Origin of the sequence: Streptacidiphilus sp. MAP12-33, from assembly GCF_041261265.1 — a bacterium.
Taxonomy (GTDB): Bacteria; Actinomycetota; Actinomycetes; order Streptomycetales; family Streptomycetaceae; genus Streptacidiphilus.
Window position 1 is genome coordinate 46,716 of the sequence record NZ_JBGCCA010000036.1, and the last position, 15,988, is coordinate 62,703.

Genomic DNA, 15,988 nt, shown 5'->3' on the forward strand with positions numbered 1-15,988 from the left:
GCTACGCGCGGGGGACCCAGCGCACACCGGACAGAGCGTCGTACACCAGCTGCACCTTCATGCGCAGCCCCTCCAGCCGCTTCGCCTCCTCGGCGTACATGGCCAGCTGCTCCTCGATCTGCTGCGGCTCAAAGTGCTCGCCGAGCTCGACCCGGGCGCGCCGGTAGGCCTCGCGGAGGCCGTTGAGCTGGCCGTCGACGAGGTAGAGGGCATCCCGGGCGAGCATGAGTGGGTGGCGGCGGTACTGGGCTCCGTTGAGGCCTTCGCGCCAGGCACCGGGGGCGACCTCGGAGAGGAGCCAGCTCACGGCGGACTGCTCCCATGGGCCGTCGTGCCGGCCGGGGGCGTCGACCTGGTGGGGCCAGCCGGGGGGCTTCACACCCGCAAAGTCGCTCATATGTTCGAGTCTGCCACCTGCGACGATCCTCACGCCACCCAAGATGTCAGCGCCATCCGATATGCCTACAACATGACCCACGAGAACGCCTGGATCCAGGCAGACATCCACTTCAAGACCACCACCGACGAGCACGGCCGCCGCACCGGCGGCCAGCAGATCGACGACACCGGAGTCCTCAAGGTCCAGGCCGGCTGCCTGGTCCAGTTCGCCGACGGCTGGCTCCACCTCAAGCCCAACGCCCAGGACCCCGACCATGTCGTGAGTATCCCGGCCACGGCCGTAGACCGCGTCTACACCCGCCAGAGCTAAGACACGACTCGGGCCGGCGCCTTCCCCGCACTGGGGTGGCGTCGGCCCGTCGCGCCATGTGTGGGTCCGCCCGCAAGCAGCGGGAGTTGTGCGCGCCTACGACGCTACGGCCCCGCACTGACAGCGACCTCAGCGGCAGCCCGAGCGCGGGTCGGCGGGAAGCTCGTGGCACATCATCACCAGGAAAGCCTGATACGCCTGCGTGAAAGCCGGGTGGTTGAACTTCAGGTCCAGCTCGTCCGTGGACCACATGCTCGGCGGCAACGTGGCCGCCACGGCAGCCTCGTCCTTGACGGCGGCGTTGGACCCCCAGACGGAAACGTCGTTGATGCTCCCCTGGAAGGCTGCCTTGGTGGTCTCCAGGGTGGAGAAGTTGGGACTGCAACGCGAACCCGGCTTGCAGTTCGCGTCAACGTAGGCGAGCAGGTTGTCCGTTGCGGCGGCATACGCGTTGGCAGCCTGAAGGAACTTGCCGTAGACGTCTGTGCGCTTATCCCGGTCACTCTGGGCCCGGTCTGCAGCCGCCTGAGCGTTCTGCAGCTGCACCTGAACTTTGGACTGTTCCCAAGCCGTGTAGAGGCTCGCACCCGCCGCCAACACGGCCGCGACAAGCACGGCCACCAGGCCCAGGCGCGCGACCTTGACCTCGACGTGCCCGCCCTTAACCTTCGGCGCCGCCACCTCACCGGGCGCCGATCCACTCGGAGCGGTCGGCGCTCCTGACGAAGAACTCATGAGCTGGGACTGTACGCCCGACCAGCAGTTAGCGCACCGAGCCCGGATCTGCCTGCCGCGCCCCGGGAATACTGCGGGCCACGAACCGACCCGGCCGGCCAATCTGCTCGCGCACGCGTCCGCCGCCGACAGGCACCAGGCCGACCTCGCGGAGCCGGTCCAGCCACCAACTCACGCGCTCCGCAGACAGGCCCTGCACCGTGACCGTCACCTCGCTGTCCATGAGCTCAGGATGACGCACGATCAGTCACAGCAAGGCCACAATCCGAACACGCGACCCTCGAATCTCCGGCGCCGGTGCCAACCTCCTGCCATCACCACAAGGGGGGAACACCCATGCGCACACCCACCCGCGCCCTGCTCATCCCAGCCGTGACCGTCTGCCTGCTCACCGGCTGCGCCGCCACCACGACCGCCGGCCCGGCCGCGTCGGCCAACCCGACCGTCGGCATCACCACGCACAGCGTCGTCACCAGCGGCAGCGGCGTGCCGTCGATCCCGCCAGTCCCCAACCTCGTCGGCCAGACCGACGACCTGGCCGACGCCACGGCCCAAGCCCTCGGCTTCTATACCACCCCCGAAGCCCCAGGCGGCGACACCCTCAATCTCACGAGCCCGGGCGACTGGACCGTCTGCTCCCAGAGCCCCGCCGCGGGTCCCAGCCACGGCAGCAACGGGATCATCCTGACCGTGGTGAACACGGCCGCCGGCAAGACGTGCCCCGGCGCCGCACCGTCCACGCCGGCCGCGGGCGGCGGCACGCTCCTGCAGGTGTCGGGCAACGGCATCAAGAACACGAAGCAGTTCACGACCGGCGACAACTGGACGATCAACTACACCTACGACTGCACCGGTTTCCTCGGCGGGACCGGGAACTTCACGGTCTATGTCGACTACCCCAACGGCGACGTCGCGGTGAACGAGCTCGGCTCGAAGGGGTCGTCGAGTTCGACGGAGACGGGCGCGGGCATGCACAGTCTGAAGGTGTCGTCGGAGTGCAACTGGACGGTGAAGGTCACCGACGGCTGAGCGGCAACCCGCGGCGACCTCCGGCAGCGCGGCCAGCAGGCACCTACCATCCCAACAGGGATGGAGGTGCCCATGAGCAAGATGCGGGACGGTGGCGGCCGTTACGCCAAGGACCCGTCGCTGCCAGAGCGTGACGCGGAGTTCCTGCGGCTGCGGAAGCGCGGCCTGGCGTACCGGGCCATCGCCGCCGAGACCGGCTACGACGTGAAGACCGTGCACGAGGCCGTGAAGAACGCGATGGCGGCGATCACCGAGGAGCCCGCTCAGGAGGTCCGCCAGCTCGAGCTGGAACGGCTGGACGACATGTGGATGGCCGTGATGCAGGTCCTCGAGGCGAAGCACTTCAAGGTCTCGGACGGCCGCCTGGTCCGGCTCGGCGATGAGCCGCTCGAGGACGACGCCCCGGTGCTGGCCGCAGTGGACCGGCTGCTGCGGATCCAGGAGCGCCGCTCGAAGCTGCTGGGCCTGGACTCGGCGCAGCGAGTGGACATGTCCGGTGGCGTGACGTACGAGATCGTCGGCGTCGACCCGTCGCTGCTGAGCTGACCGTGAGCGCGCGCGACGAGATCATCCAGGCCGTCGAGGCTGGCTACGAGACGCTCGACTGGGCTCCGTCGGAGCGGGAGATCGACGAGCTGCTCGACCGCCACGTGGCCGAGGTCCTCGCCGGGCGCGGCGACCGCCTTCGGATCATCAGTGAGGTCACCACGTGGCTTCGCCGCACACCCCGCTACGACAAGGACTACCCGGCGCTGCTCCGAGCCGCCCGCCGCATCGAAGAGTGGGCTGCCGGGTGACTGCCACCACGACCGAGACGACCAGCGCCCCGGCACCCACGGCTTGGGAGTGCTCTTCCGCTGGTTGTCCGCACCCCGCAGTCGCCGCCGCACGCTTCCACGGCCAGGCCGGCCACGTCCACGACTGCGCGCAGCACGTTGCAGAGCTGCGCGAGTGGTGCGACGTCGCAGAGGTCGTCCCGCTGCCCTGCCCATTCCCCCACGGCGACGGCAGGACGTGGACTGACCAGCCGCGAGCCCTGGAGTGACGACCGCGCCGACGGTCGTCCGGTACGAGCCCCGCGGCGCGGCCCTCGAGCTCTTCCACAACCGGACCTCCGAGATCGTGCTCGCCGGGGCGGCCGGGACCGGGAAGAGCTTGGCGTGCCTGTTCCGGATCCACCTGACCGCGCTGCAGAACCCGAACTCGATGTTCCTGATCTGCCGCAAGACGGCGGCGTCGCTCGGGTCGACCACGCTGGTGAGCTTCGAGAAGAAGGTCATCGCCCAGGCCCTGGCGGCCGGGCTGGTGAGCTGGTTCGGTGGATCGCCGCGCGAGGCTCCGGGCTACCGGTACAAGAACGGCGCGAAGATCAACGTGGGTGGCCTCGACAAGCCCGAAAAGATCATGTCGTCCGAGTACGACATCGTCTTCGTCGACGAAGCCACCGAGATCACCCTCACCGACTGGGAATCCATCGGCACCCGCCTCCGCAGCGGCATCCTGTCCTGGCAGCAGCAGATCGCCGCCTGCAACCCCGTCCACCCCACCCACTGGCTCAAACTGCGGGCGAACGAGGGCAAGCTCACCATGCTCACCTCGCTGCACCGCGACAACCCCGCCTACGTGAACCGCGACGGCAGCTACACCCCCGCCGGCCGGGACTACATCGAGGGCAAACTCGGCGCACTCACCGGCGTCCGCCGCCTCCGACTCCTGCAAGGACTGTGGGCCGCCGCCGAGGGCCTGGTCTACGGCGAGTGGGAACCCGACGTCCACCTCGTCGACCCGAGCGTGATCCGGCCGGAGTGGCGCCGCTGGTGGACCGTCGACTTCGGCTTCACCAACCCCTTCGTCCTGCAGTGCTGGGCCGAGGACCCCGACGGCCGCCTCTACCTGTACCGGGAGATCTACAAGACGAAGACGCTGGTCGAAGACCACGGCAAGCACATCCTGCGCCTGGTCAGGAAGTGCGTTGTCCACTGCGACTCCAAGGCCCGGGACCACGACTGCCACGAGTGCAAGACGTGCCGGCTGGAGTGGACGGAGCCGAAGCCCCGGGCGGTGATCTGCGACCACGACGCCGAGGACCGGGCCACGCTCGAGAAGCACCTCGGCATGGGTACCGTGGCGGCGAAGAAGACGGTCTCGGATGGGATCCAGGCGGTGCAGGCGCGGCTTCGGCCGGCGGGTGATGGGCGGCCGCGGTTGTTCGTCGTGCGGGACGCGCTGGTGGAGCGGGACAAGGAGCTGGCCGAGGCGAAGAAGCCGATGGGGTTGGACGATGAACTCACCGGCTACGTCTGGGATGTGAAGGACGGGAAGCAGGCGAAGGAAGTGCCGCTCAAGGAGAACGATCACTCGTGTGATGCGATGCGGTACATGGTTGCTGAGCGTGATTTGGGGGGTCGTCCGCGCATCCGGACGCTGGGGTGAGGCAGACTGCGCGGGTGCAGCCCCTCCATCCCCCGGTGGGCTGTGCGCCGCCCCACCCCGTCTTGCGGTGATGCCGGGGCGGCGCTCCCCTACCTCAGGGAGCAGCGTTGCCCCACACCCTGCAGATCACACCATTGCCGTCCGGGCCGGGTATCCGGTTCCTGCTCGACGGACACGACATCGCGAACCACATCGTCGGCTACACCCTGCGGCACCGCGCTGGGGAACGGCCGTCCATCCAGGTCGAGCTGCTCCCCCACGTCTTCGAGGCCCAGCCCGAGGACGTCGACGTCGAACTGGCCCCCGAAGTCGCCGAGCTCATCACCCGCCTCGGCTGGACCCCACCCAGCATCGGAGACATGGCATGACCGTCCCCGCCACCGGGCAGCCCGCCGTGGCCCAGCTGCCGCCGTTCGACCCCACCAACCCCCACCTGACCGAGGCCCCGTCCAGCATGACCGCAGCCGTCGTGCAGACCACCGTCGGCGCCCGCGTGGCCCTGACCGTGCGCCACGCCGCCGGGAGCGCGACGGTGTTCCTGCAGCGCGACGACGCCTTCAACTGGGCCCGGATCCTGCAGAACACCGCCCAGCAGATGTCGGGGCTGATCGTGCCCGGCATGGGCGCGCCGCTCCCGAACCCGCAGGGATGATCGGCAAAAAGCCGGCAGTGCTGCCATAATCCGCCGTGAGGGAGGTGCGGGGCATGGCGACAGCGACGGTCCAGAGTTCTACTTCTACGCGTGGAATGTGGAACTCGGCGCGGGCCCGTGCAGCCGCTGCCCTCACCCAGGTGAAGCGCTCGGCGCAGGAGTCGGTGGGTCGCCTCGCGCCGAGCGCTCTCACCATCGCCGGACTCGGCTGCATCGACACCGGTGTCTTCCAGGCCAACACCATCGCCGGGTGGATCGCCACCGGCATCAGCCTGCTCATCCTCGAGTACCGGATCGACGGCACCTGATGGGCAGCCTGCTCGGCAAGCTCATCGACGCAGCCTCGAAGCCGGGGGCGGGCGGCCAGGCCAGCCCGCCCGTCCCCTTCTCCGGTACCGCCCTCAACCTCGCCGGCATGAGCGCGGCCTCGGCCGACCCGCAGGGCTACATGCGCGCCTACGGCAGCTCGGGCACGGTCTTCTCCATCGTCAGCATGCTCGCGCGCCAGACCGCGAAGAAGAAGTGGCACCTGTACCGGCAGGCCCCCGTCGACGGCCGGGTCCGCTACACCACCGCCGACAAAGGCAGCGATCAGCGCATCGAGGTCATCAACCACTGGGCGATCAACCTGTGGAAGAGGCCCAACGCCTTCACCACCGGCTTCCAGTTCCGCGAGCTCGGCCAGACCTACCTCGATTTGACCGGCGAGGACTACATCGTCATCGGCCGCGACGCCCGTGCCAGCTTCCCCATGTCGCTCTGGCAGGTCCGCCCGGACCGTATGACACCGGTGCCCTCGCGCAACGACTACCTGGCCGGATACCTGTACCAGGGGCCGTCGGGTGAGGTTGTGCCGCTGCAGTGCGACGAAGTGATCATGCTGAAGTACCCGAACCCGTTCGACCCCTTCGCAGGTCTGGGCCCTGTGCAGTCGATCCTCGTCGACATCGACGCCTCGAAGTACAGCGCGCAGTGGAATCGCAATTTTTTCCTCAACAGCGCGACGCCCGGGGGCGTGATCCAGGTCGACAAGCGCCTGGATGACGAGGAGTGGAACGAGCTGACGAACCGGTGGCGCGAGACGCACCGCGGCGTCGGCGCGGCTCACCGCGTCGCTGTCCTGGAGCAGGGCGCCACCTGGGTCCCCAACGCTCACACCATGCAGGACATGGACTTCGGGAACCTCCGGAACATCAGTAGGGATGTGATCCGCGAGGCCTTCGCCATGCACAAGGCGATCATGGGGACGACGGACGACGTCAACCGCGCCAACGCCCAGACCGCCCGCGAGCACTTCGAAAGCTTCCTGATCGAAGACCGGCTCTCCCGCTGGCGCGACACCCTCGACTTCGCTTACCTGCCGCTCTTCGGCACGACCGGCCAGGGCGTCGAGATGGACTACGACGACCCGGTCAGCGGCAACCGTGAGGCCGACGCCCTGGAGCTCAAGGAGAAGGCCAGCGCGGCGCAGGCCCTCGTCACCGCGGGCTACGACCCGAAGGACGTGCTCGAGGCCGTCGGCCTGCCCGTGATGGGGGTGGTCGAGCGGGCCACCCAGGCGCCCGCGCTGCCGCCCGCCTGGGTGCCCGCGCTCGCTCCCGGCGCGCCCGAAGAGAGTCCGGCGCCCAACACCGGCGACGACGCGGCGGAGGACGACTCGCAGGGGGCGCAGAACCACCTCCCTGCCGCACCCGAGGCAGCCATGCGGTGGGAGGCCGTCGCGCAGGACGACAAGGACACCTGCGATCCCTGCCAGGCGAACGACGGCAAGACGTACCGCAACCGGGAGGACGCCTACGCGGACTACCCGGGCGGCAGCAACTACGTGAAGTGCACGGGCGCGAAGTACGGCAACGAGTGCCGCTGCAAGGTCGTCAAGCGCGGCAGCAGCGACACGGGTGCGGAGTGGGAGCAGATCATGGCCAGTTGGGCAGGTACGCGATGACGAACGTGCGGCCTCTCAAGGCCCGCATCAGCAACTCCGGCGGCGGGGTGACCCGCGTCGACGTGTACGACGACATCGGCCCGGGCGGCTGGTTCTCGGAGGGGCTGACCGCGAAGTCGTTCGCGGCGCAGCTGGCGGAGGTGACCGGCGAGCTCGAGGTGCACATCAACTCCGGTGGCGGGGACGTCTTCGACGGACTCGCGATCAAGAACGCGCTGGAGCAGCACAAGGGCCCGGTCACCACGGTCGTCGATGGGATCGCTGCGTCGATCGCGTCGGTGATCGCGCAGGCCGGGACGGATCGGGTCATGATGCCCGGCTCGATGATGATGATCCACGACGCGTCGACCATGACGTTCGGGAACGCGGCCGAGCTCGCGAAGACCGCGCAGACCCTCGACGAGGTCAGCAACAACCTGGCCGGCGTCTACGCCCGGACTGCGGGCGGCACCGTCGAGGACTGGCGCGCCGCCATGCAGCAGGAGACCTGGTACACCGCGGATCAGGCCGTCGCGGCTGGGCTGGCCACGCGCGTGGGTACCGACGGCGGTGCGGTGCTGCCGCCCGGCTTCGACCCGGCCGCGTACGGGCCGCTGCCGGGCAGGATCGCGGCGCAACTGCGGGCCATGCCGCGCGCGACGCCGCCGGGGAGCGAGACCGCGGCAGCGCTGGAGGCGGCAGGCGTGGACCCGGCGCAGCTCGCCGCAGCGGTGGTCCAGCAGGAGAGGCCGCAGGAGCCGGTCCAGATCGGCGGGGCGAAGCTGGCCGAGCTGGTCGACGGCCGCGGCTTCGTCGACCTCCGGGCTCTCGCCGACGAGCTGCTCGCCAGCGCCGCGGCCGAGAACGCCCGCCACGTCGGCCGAGTGCTGCTGGGCATGGAGTCGATGCCGATCCAGGCCAAGGCCCTCCCGGTCCACCACACCGCGACCGTCGACGAGCCGTGGGACGGCCCGGCCGCCGTCAAGGCCATGCCGAACGACGACGCGGTGCTCCGCTACTGCTTCGCGTGGATGTCGGCCGAGGCCGCCGCCGAGACGCCCAAGGAGGGCGACGACGACGCCGACGACCAAAAGGCGAGTTACCGCTTCCCTCACCACAAGACCAAGGGCGGCCCGGCGAACCTTGCGGCGTGCCGCAACGGCCTCGGCCGCCTTGAGGGCTCGAAGATCCCCGACGGCGACAAGGCCGGGGTCCGCGCCCACCTCCAAGCCCACCTCGACGACGCCAAGGGCGACGACGAGGCCACCAACGACCACGCTGAGCTCCCCCACTGGCTCCGCGACGACACCACCCCGGTTCCGGAGTGGCTCAACACCGCCGAGGAGGCAACGAAGTGACGATCACGATTCCGGACTCCCCGGCGGCACTCGCCGAGGTCCTGAACGACGGCACGAAGATGAAGGAGATCCTCTCCACCCGCGAGGGCCTCGGAGAGTTCATCCAGGGCTACGCCGGGGCCGTCGACAAGGCCAACCGCGGCGAGATCAACGCGCAGGCCCGCGAGCAGATGCAGCTCGTCCTCGCCGAGTACCTCCGCGAGAGCGGCTCCGACGCCAAGCCCCCGGTCGACATGACCGGCAACTCGCAGGCCTCGCTCGCGCCGACCATCCAGGGGCTGCCGGCCGGTGCCCGGAAGAGCCTCTACAACAAGCGCGCACCGGGCACCCACGCCGACGGGATCTTCGACGACTTCAGCGAGTTCCTGCGCGCGACCTGGTACAAGGCCGACCGCCTGCGGGACTTCGGCGACCTGCGCCCGAAGCGCGACCGCCTGCTGGAGGTCCAGAACAGCTACGGCACCGAGGTCCCCGGCGACGGTGGCTTTCTGGTCCCGGAGACGCTGCGCAGCGAGATCCTGCAGGTCTCGCTGGAGACCGCCGTCGTCCGCCCGCGGGCTACGGTCATCCCGATGAGCTCCCTGCGCGTCCCGATCCCCATGATCGACGACACGAGCCACGCGTCGAGCATCTTGGGTGGCGTCGTCGGCTACTGGACCGAGGAGGCCGCCGGGCTGACGGAGTCCCAGGCCAGTTTCGGCCGCGTCGTCCTGGACGCCAAGAAGCTCACCGCGTACGCCGAGGTCCCGAACGAGCTGCTCATGGACGCCCCCGCGTTCGCGGGCTTCTTCGACGGCACCTTCCCGAAGGCCATCAGCTGGTTCGAGGACATCGCGTTCCTCACCGGCACCGGCGACGGCGAGCCCCAGGGCTTCATCAACTCGCCCGTCAGCGTCCAGGTTGCCGCCGAGTCCGGCCAGCCGACCCAGACGATCGTCTGGGAGAACATCGTCAAGATGTACTCCCGCATGCTGCCGACGTCGCTCGGACGCGCGGTGTGGATCTGCTCCATCGACGCGTTCCCGCAGCTCGCCACGATGGCCCTGTCGGTCGGCACCGGCGGCGGCCCGGTCTGGATCGGCAACTTCGCCGGCGGCCAGGGCGGCATGGACGCCCCGCCGGCCACGATCCTGGGCCGCCCGGTCTACTTCACGGAGAAGACCGGGCCGCTGGGCACGACCGGCGACATCTCCTTCGTCGACCTGAGCTACTACCTCATCGGCGACCGCATGGAGATGCAGGTCAGCTCCAGCGAGCACTACAAGTTCGCGAACGACAAGACCGCCTACCGGGTGGTCGAGCGCGTGGACGGCAAGCCGTGGCTACAGTCGCCGATCACGCCCCACAACGGCTCCAGCAACACCCTCTCGCCGGTCGTGCAGCTCGCCAGCCGCTAAGCCTGGCATCCTGATCTACATCTACACGTAGAACCAAGAACCGGTCCGGCGGCAGAGCCCCCTCAGCCGCCGGACACCCCGCACCACCCCGGCGCGGCAGTGACGCCCCGCACGGCAACCCTCAGTCAGAAAGCAGGCACTCATGGCAGGCATGGAAGGCCTCGGACGGCTCCTCGACGTGATCCCGATCGCGGCCGGGCAGGGCTTCAAGTTCCGCGGCGCGTCGGCGGTCACCTTCGTGTGCACCGGCGCCGACACCTTCACCCTCACCGTCGCGTCGACGTACTCGGGCAGCTACGCGAGCCCGGGCAACGTCCTCAGCCACTTCTACCAGCGCGCAGACACCAACGCGACGCACGCCTGGACCCGGCAGACCCAGGCCGCTTCCAACGCGGTCGTCCAGGCGAACGCGGGCTACACCACGGCGTTCGAGGTCCTGACCAGCTTCATGAGCGACCCCAGTGCCTACCTCAAGGTCAGCGCGGGCGGCTCCGGGCTGGTCACGGCGATCCTGCACGACCTCACGGTCCAGCGGAAGCCGGCGAACCTCGAGATCCTGGGGAGCTGACACCAGATGACCACCCTGATCAAGAACCAGGACGTTCGCACGATCGCGGCCGGGATCCTGGCCACCCGTGCGACCGCGGCCCTGCCGCAGACCGCGACGGGCAACATCTTCACCGTCTCCGGCGGTCGCATCATGATCGTGTCGCTGACGGGGTGGGTCACCACCGTCATGGGCGCCACGGCCACCACGCTGTCCGTCGGCCTCACACCGACGGTCGGCACCTCCAGCGCCACGTCCCTGGCGTCGGCGACCGCCGTGACGTCCAAGGAAGTCGGGACGCACTTCAGCATCGGCTCCACCCCGGGCAGCGCCCTCGTGGTCGGGTCCAACGCCGGTGCGCCGGTGCAGTCCACCGGCCACGCCGCGTGGGTCATCAACACCGGGTCGATCACGGTCACCACGTCCGCGTCCGACACCGGCTCCGTGCAGTGGGACCTGATCTACATCCCGCTCGACAACGGTGCGCAGGTCAGCCCGGCCTGATGCCGATGGCTGCGGCGTGCCCGGTGGTGCGTCGCAGCCACCCGAGGAGGAGGACACGATGGCGAGGATCTCTGTGGGCGGCGGCGTCTCGGACGCGCGCGCCCTGCCGGACCAGCCCGGCTACGTCGCGCCTGCCGCGTCTGCCGAGCCGGAGGCGGCGCCGGTTGTCGAAGAGCCCGAGCCGGTGGTCGAGGCCCCGGCCGAGCCCGTCCCGACGCCCGTCCCGGCCCCGGTGGAGCCGCCCGCCGCCGTACCGGACGTCGCACCCACCACCACGTCCCAGAAGGGGGCCAGCGCATGAGCCTGTGGACCTGCATCGCCTGCACCGCCCGGCGCGCGGTCGGCCTGCTCACCTGCCCCCAGTGCGGCGCGGCCGGCCATGAGGAGGGCGACACCCTCTCAGGTTCCGAAGGCGGCCAGGGCCAGCGCCACATCCCCGAGGCCTACGCCGACCAGGCCCCCACGCCTGTCGTTGCCGACGCCGCGTCTCCTGCCACCCCGGCCCCGGCCGAGGTCCAGGCCACGGTGGCCGCTGACGAACCGCCTCCCGCAGCCGACACGGCCACGCCGTGAGCTGGCAGCAGCTGCTCGACATCCGCCGCCAGGCGCGCGCGGAGTTCGAGCGAGACCCCTACGTGGTGGGGCCGCCGACGAACTGCCCGAACGACGGCGAGCCGCTCCTGCCGGGGCCGCCATCGGAGACCGGGATTTGGTTCTGCTCGTACGACGGCTGGCAGTACCCGCGCGACTGGGACCGCCCCGAGCCGCCGGCGGGACTGTTCGACGGCGTCGCCGAAGGCCCCGGCAGCTACAGCGGGCTCCCGTAACCACCCTGGAAGGAGGACGACATGAAGGCGAAAGGCCACGTCAAGAAGCACGCGGGCTCGCACAAGCACCACAAGACGGCCAAGCACAACCCGGTCGTCCCCCCTGCCGCGTCCGCGCCTGGCGCGTTCGTGGACCCGGGCGCATCGCTCGCGGTGGCCGCGGCGCACGTGCACGCGGTGAAGAAGCACCCGCATCACGCGAAGGCGTCGAAGTGGTCGCCGCTCGCGGATGTGGCGTGCTGCGCTGCGGAGGCGCTCGCGGCGTCGGCGCGCCTCGCGGGCCGGGCGGTGTCGGACGCGGACGTGCTGGCCTTGTACTGGCTCACCGCGACGGGCCCGGATGAGGGGGCGACGCTGGAGGCCACCATCGAGGCCGCCGGGGTGTTCGGCCTCGGCGGGGCCCGACTCGCGGCGGCGCGCCCCGCGAGCGCGCTCGGGACCGGCACCGTCCTCGGCGTCGACCTCACGGAGCGGCACGCCCTCACCGTCGACCGGCACGGCGTCTGGACCTGGGGCGCCTGGCGTCCGGCCTCGTGCGGCCTCCTGGAGGCGGCTGACGAGGCGTGGGAGCTGACATGGCAGTGACCACCCCGTGCCTGTGTCGCCGCGAGGACGTGAAGCGCGCCCTGGACGTGATGGAGACCGCGCGCCACAACTGGCAGATCGACCGCGCCATCCAGTCCGCCGCCAGGAACATCGAGGCGCACATGCACCTCAAGTTCCATCCGACGGATGCCACGTACTACTTCGACTGGCCGAACTTCTCCTACGCCTACCCGTGGCGGCTCTGGTTTGACCAGCACTTCCTCGCCGCGCCACCGACAGCGGTCAGCACTGGCACGGCCGGCGGCACGCTGACGGGCGTGCAGATCCCCGTCAGCGCCTGCAACGTCGAGCCGATCAACAGTGGGCCGCCGTACCGCTACATGGAGCTGCGCCGCGACCTGAGCTACAGCTTCGGCGCCGGGCCCACCCCGCAGCGGGATGTGGGCGTCACCGGCACGTTCGGGTTCTGGCTGCAGACGGACCCCGGCGGCACGATCCCGGCCAGCATCAATTCGTCGGCCACCACTGCGGTGGTGTCGGACGGCAGCGTGGTGGGTGTCGGGGATCTGCTGATCGTCGACACCGAGCGGATGCTCGTCTCCGACCGGTCGTCCAACGACTCCGGGCAGACGAACCTCACCGGCCTCACAACCGCAGCGCAGGCCGACGTCGTCGCCACGGTGACGGACGGCACGCAGCTCCACGTCGACGAGGTCATCCAGATCGACGGCGAGCGCATGCTGATCGTCGACATCACCGGCAACCAGATCACCGTCAAGCGGGCGTGGGACGGCACCGTGCTGGCCACGCACAGCACGGGCACGCACATCTACACCTTCCGGACCCTCACGTTGCTGCGCGGCCAGCTCGGCACCACCGCCGCCACCCACGCCAGCAACGCGACGGTCGGCGTGTGGCGGATCCCGTCGCTGCTCCGCGACCTCGCCGTCGCCGAGTCGGCCAACCGCGTGCTCCAGGAGACCGGCGGCTACCGCGACCCACAGGGCGAAGGTGCCGCAGCCATGGCCCACCTCGGCTCCGCGCTGGCGGACCTGTGGGATGAGGCAGAGACCCTGTACGGCCGCAAGGCCAGGATCCGGGTGATCTGATGGCCGCCGAGGGGCAGGGCACGATCCACGTTGAGCTGCACGGGCCGACCGTCGAGGGCCTGGCGACGCCGATCCTCGACAAGGCGCTGCAGGGCGCGATCCACGAGGTCGCCGACTATGCCCGCTTCCAGGTGATGATCACCGAGGAAGCGACGTTCATCAACCCGACGGGCTACTACACGTCGAAGACCACCCTCACGCCGCTGTCGCCGACGAGCTACTCGCTGAATGACGGCGGCGTGATCTACGGGCCGTGGCTCGAGGGCGTCGGCTCCCGCAACTCCCCGGTCACGCGCTTCCCCGGCTACCACATCTACCGCAAGACGAAGAACAGCATCGCCCAGAAGCAGAAGGCCATCGTCCAGGCCTGGTTGGAGCGGACGGTGCACGAGCTGTGAGCCTCTCCATCGACTCCATCACCAGTGCGCTCTCCGACGCGGCGCTGGTCCTCGGCGCGTTCGACGCCGTCAACAGCCACGAGGCCAAGAACCCGCCGGGCACCGGGACCACGTGCGAGATCGTGTTCAGCGGCTTCGAGTTGCTCGCCAACCGCTCGGGCCTCGACGTGGTGTCGTTCAAGCTCACCTACAAGGTGAGGATCCGCACGACGTGGGCGCAGCAGCCCACCGACGGCATCGACCCCGCGTTGCTCAAGGCCTGCGACGCCCTGCTCGCCTCCTACATCGGCGGCTTCACCCTCGAGGGCAACAGCAACGCCATCGACCTGCTCGGCATGGCCGGCGGGACGCCGATCAGCGCGCAGTCCGGCTACATCGACCAGGGCGGCGTGATGTACCGGATCGTCGAGATCACCCTCCCGCTCATCGTTGACGACCTCTGGACGGAGGCAGCATGACCAAGCAATCCGGCCTCGGCGATGCGTTCTGGGTGGGCGGCAACGACATCTCGGGTGACGTGCAGACCGTGAAGGTCGCGTCGCCGATCGCGGTCCTCGACTCCACGGACATCACGCAGTCCGCCAACAGCCGCCTGTACGGGCACCGCGACGGCACCATGGACCTCACCGTCTTCATGGACCCCACGGTGGCGCACCCGGTCCTGTCGGCGCTGCCGACGGCGGACACGCTGATGACGTACGCCCGCGGCACGACGCTCGGCAACCCGGCGGCCTGCCTGGAGGCGAAGCAGATCAACTACGACCCCACCAGGGCCACCGACGGGTCGCTGCTCATCACCGTGCAGGGCCAGGGCGACGGCTTCGGCCTCGAATGGGGCGTCCAGCTCACCGCAGGGTTGCGCACCGACACCGCGGCGACGAACGGCACCAGCCTGGACCAGGGCGCCGGATTCTCCACCCCGTCCGTCCCGGCGTCGCTGACCCCGGTCACGAACACCTCCCCGCTGCCGGCCACCGTGGTGATCTCGGGTGGCACGATGACGGCGGTCGTCGTCAACGGCGTCACGGTCGGTACGGGCGCGGGGACGTACACGGTGCCGGCGTCGGGGACGATCACGCTGACGTACACGGTGGCGCCGACGTGGACGTGGACGTTGCAGTCGGCGTTCGGCGGGCAGGCGTACCTGCAGTGCACGGCGTTCACTGGCACGGACGTCACCGTGCACGTGCAGGACAGCGCGGACAACAGCACGTTCGCGGACGTGACGGGGCTCGTCTTCACGGCGACGACCGCCGCAGGGACGTGGCAGCGCCTCGCGACGGCGAACACGGCGACGCTGCGCCGCTACGTGCGCGTCACCACGACCACGTCCGGCGGCTTCACCTCGGCGACGTTCGCGGTCGTCCTGAACCGCAACCCCGTCGCAGGGGTGGTGTTCTGATGCCCCTGCTCGACCCGCGCGGCTACAAGACCTACTCGATTCACGCACCGATCCGGACGCACTTCCGCAAGGCCACGTGCGCCGAGGTCGACTGCCCGGACTACCTGCACGGCTGGCGCGTCCGCCTGGAGATCCTCAACGAGCAACAGCGCGTCTGGGCCCGCCAGACCGGCCGCCGCTTCACCGAACTCGCCGTCCGCCCGGGCGAGACGTGGCTCGTGTTCGAGGCCGGGCAGGCGTGCTTCCGCGCCACCGAGCACCGGGCCCGGGTGGAGCGGGAGGAGCTGTACGTGATCCGCGACGGCGACACGCGCGGCAACCCCACCGGCCGCGTCGACCGCGTGTCCGGTCAGACGTGGAACGACGACTTCGGTGAGCACCAGCAGCGCCTCGCCGACCTCCAGCAGAAGGGATAGCC

Annotated in this window: 25 protein-coding genes; 22 read left to right on the plus strand and 3 right to left on the minus strand. The window is 69.9% G+C overall.

Annotated elements, in window-relative coordinates:
* Window position 1: 1 nt before the first annotated feature.
* Window positions 2-397 (minus strand): hypothetical protein, encoded by a 396-nt coding sequence (locus ABH931_RS30460; protein WP_370120283.1) that lies wholly within the window; start codon window positions 395-397, stop codon window positions 2-4.
* A 72-nt stretch (window positions 398-469) separates the two neighbouring features.
* Between ABH931_RS30460 and ABH931_RS30465 the strand changes: the two genes are divergently transcribed.
* Window positions 470-709 carry a hypothetical protein gene (locus tag ABH931_RS30465; protein WP_370120285.1) on the plus strand — a complete coding sequence of 80 codons (240 nt, stop codon included), beginning with the start codon at window positions 470-472 and terminating at the stop codon, window positions 707-709.
* A gap of 129 nt (window positions 710-838) precedes the next feature.
* Here the strand turns inward: ABH931_RS30465 and ABH931_RS30470 are convergent, their stop codons facing one another.
* Both ABH931_RS30470 and ABH931_RS30475 read right to left on the minus strand, forming a co-directional pair.
* A complete protein-coding gene (locus tag ABH931_RS30470; protein ID WP_370120288.1) occupies window positions 839-1,444 on the minus strand; it encodes a hypothetical protein in 606 nt (201 codons plus the stop codon).
* 28 nt (window positions 1,445-1,472) lie between these two features.
* The gene (locus ABH931_RS30475; protein ID WP_370120291.1) at window positions 1,473-1,667 is read right to left on the minus strand and encodes a hypothetical protein; all 195 of its coding nucleotides are present in this window, start codon (window positions 1,665-1,667) and stop codon (window positions 1,473-1,475) included.
* 113 nt (window positions 1,668-1,780) lie between these two features.
* Between ABH931_RS30475 and ABH931_RS30480 the strand changes: the two genes are divergently transcribed.
* From ABH931_RS30480 to ABH931_RS30580, 21 genes are all read left to right on the plus strand, one after another.
* The gene (locus ABH931_RS30480) at window positions 1,781-2,473 is read left to right on the plus strand and encodes a hypothetical protein (RefSeq protein ID WP_370120294.1); all 693 of its coding nucleotides are present in this window, start codon (window positions 1,781-1,783) and stop codon (window positions 2,471-2,473) included.
* Between the two features lie 72 nt (window positions 2,474-2,545).
* On the plus strand, window positions 2,546-3,019 hold the full coding sequence (locus tag ABH931_RS30485; protein WP_370120297.1) for a hypothetical protein: 474 nt from the start codon (window positions 2,546-2,548) through the stop codon (window positions 3,017-3,019).
* A 2-nt stretch (window positions 3,020-3,021) separates the two neighbouring features.
* A complete protein-coding gene (locus ABH931_RS30490) occupies window positions 3,022-3,270 on the plus strand; it encodes a hypothetical protein (RefSeq protein ID WP_370120300.1) in 249 nt (82 codons plus the stop codon).
* Window positions 3,271-3,514: 244 nt separating this feature from the next.
* The gene (locus ABH931_RS30495; protein WP_370120302.1) at window positions 3,515-4,906 is read left to right on the plus strand and encodes a phage terminase large subunit; all 1,392 of its coding nucleotides are present in this window, start codon (window positions 3,515-3,517) and stop codon (window positions 4,904-4,906) included.
* A gap of 107 nt (window positions 4,907-5,013) precedes the next feature.
* Entirely contained in the window at window positions 5,014-5,274 is a 261-nt protein-coding gene (locus ABH931_RS30500; RefSeq protein WP_370120305.1) for a hypothetical protein, read from the plus strand.
* Complete coding sequence (locus ABH931_RS30505; RefSeq protein WP_370120308.1) at window positions 5,271-5,558, plus strand: hypothetical protein; 288 nt, start codon at window positions 5,271-5,273, stop codon at window positions 5,556-5,558. The genes ABH931_RS30500 and ABH931_RS30505 overlap by 4 nt, the downstream gene beginning before the upstream one ends.
* Window positions 5,559-5,698: 140 nt before the next feature.
* Window positions 5,699-5,866, plus strand: a complete 168-nt coding sequence (locus ABH931_RS30510) for a hypothetical protein (RefSeq protein ID WP_370120311.1) — start codon at window positions 5,699-5,701, stop codon at window positions 5,864-5,866.
* Complete coding sequence (locus tag ABH931_RS30515) at window positions 5,866-7,503, plus strand: phage portal protein (RefSeq protein WP_370120314.1); 1,638 nt, start codon at window positions 5,866-5,868, stop codon at window positions 7,501-7,503. The genes ABH931_RS30510 and ABH931_RS30515 overlap by 1 nt, the downstream gene beginning before the upstream one ends.
* Window positions 7,500-8,840 carry a head maturation protease, ClpP-related gene (locus ABH931_RS30520; RefSeq protein ID WP_370120317.1) on the plus strand — a complete coding sequence of 447 codons (1,341 nt, stop codon included), beginning with the start codon at window positions 7,500-7,502 and terminating at the stop codon, window positions 8,838-8,840. The genes ABH931_RS30515 and ABH931_RS30520 overlap by 4 nt, the downstream gene beginning before the upstream one ends.
* Window positions 8,837-10,237 carry a phage major capsid protein gene (locus ABH931_RS30525; protein WP_370120320.1) on the plus strand — a complete coding sequence of 467 codons (1,401 nt, stop codon included), beginning with the start codon at window positions 8,837-8,839 and terminating at the stop codon, window positions 10,235-10,237. Before ABH931_RS30520 ends, ABH931_RS30525 begins: the two co-directional genes overlap by 4 nt.
* Window positions 10,238-10,379: 142 nt before the next feature.
* A complete protein-coding gene (locus tag ABH931_RS30530; RefSeq protein ID WP_370120323.1) occupies window positions 10,380-10,805 on the plus strand; it encodes a hypothetical protein in 426 nt (141 codons plus the stop codon).
* 6 nt (window positions 10,806-10,811) lie between these two features.
* On the plus strand, window positions 10,812-11,288 hold the full coding sequence (locus tag ABH931_RS30535; RefSeq protein ID WP_370120325.1) for a hypothetical protein: 477 nt from the start codon (window positions 10,812-10,814) through the stop codon (window positions 11,286-11,288).
* 58 nt (window positions 11,289-11,346) lie between these two features.
* On the plus strand, window positions 11,347-11,589 hold the full coding sequence (locus tag ABH931_RS30540; protein ID WP_370120328.1) for a hypothetical protein: 243 nt from the start codon (window positions 11,347-11,349) through the stop codon (window positions 11,587-11,589).
* Window positions 11,586-11,861 carry a hypothetical protein gene (locus ABH931_RS30545; protein ID WP_370120330.1) on the plus strand — a complete coding sequence of 92 codons (276 nt, stop codon included), beginning with the start codon at window positions 11,586-11,588 and terminating at the stop codon, window positions 11,859-11,861. The genes ABH931_RS30540 and ABH931_RS30545 overlap by 4 nt, the downstream gene beginning before the upstream one ends.
* Window positions 11,858-12,115, plus strand: coding sequence for a hypothetical protein (locus ABH931_RS30550; RefSeq protein ID WP_370120333.1), 258 nt, complete (start codon window positions 11,858-11,860; stop codon window positions 12,113-12,115). Before ABH931_RS30545 ends, ABH931_RS30550 begins: the two co-directional genes overlap by 4 nt.
* 21 nt (window positions 12,116-12,136) lie before the next feature.
* Window positions 12,137-12,700: a hypothetical protein gene (locus ABH931_RS30555; RefSeq protein WP_370120336.1), complete on the plus strand. Its 564-nt coding sequence runs from the start codon at window positions 12,137-12,139 to the stop codon at window positions 12,698-12,700.
* The gene (locus tag ABH931_RS30560) at window positions 12,691-13,770 is read left to right on the plus strand and encodes a hypothetical protein (RefSeq protein WP_370120339.1); all 1,080 of its coding nucleotides are present in this window, start codon (window positions 12,691-12,693) and stop codon (window positions 13,768-13,770) included. Before ABH931_RS30555 ends, ABH931_RS30560 begins: the two co-directional genes overlap by 10 nt.
* The gene (locus tag ABH931_RS30565) at window positions 13,770-14,168 is read left to right on the plus strand and encodes a hypothetical protein (protein ID WP_370120342.1); all 399 of its coding nucleotides are present in this window, start codon (window positions 13,770-13,772) and stop codon (window positions 14,166-14,168) included. The genes ABH931_RS30560 and ABH931_RS30565 overlap by 1 nt, the downstream gene beginning before the upstream one ends.
* The gene (locus ABH931_RS30570) at window positions 14,165-14,626 is read left to right on the plus strand and encodes a hypothetical protein (protein WP_370120344.1); all 462 of its coding nucleotides are present in this window, start codon (window positions 14,165-14,167) and stop codon (window positions 14,624-14,626) included. Before ABH931_RS30565 ends, ABH931_RS30570 begins: the two co-directional genes overlap by 4 nt.
* The gene (locus ABH931_RS30575; RefSeq protein ID WP_370120347.1) at window positions 14,623-15,570 is read left to right on the plus strand and encodes a hypothetical protein; all 948 of its coding nucleotides are present in this window, start codon (window positions 14,623-14,625) and stop codon (window positions 15,568-15,570) included. Before ABH931_RS30570 ends, ABH931_RS30575 begins: the two co-directional genes overlap by 4 nt.
* Entirely contained in the window at window positions 15,570-15,986 is a 417-nt protein-coding gene (locus tag ABH931_RS30580; RefSeq protein WP_370120350.1) for a hypothetical protein, read from the plus strand. The genes ABH931_RS30575 and ABH931_RS30580 overlap by 1 nt, the downstream gene beginning before the upstream one ends.
* The last annotated feature ends 2 nt before the right edge of the window (window positions 15,987-15,988 follow it).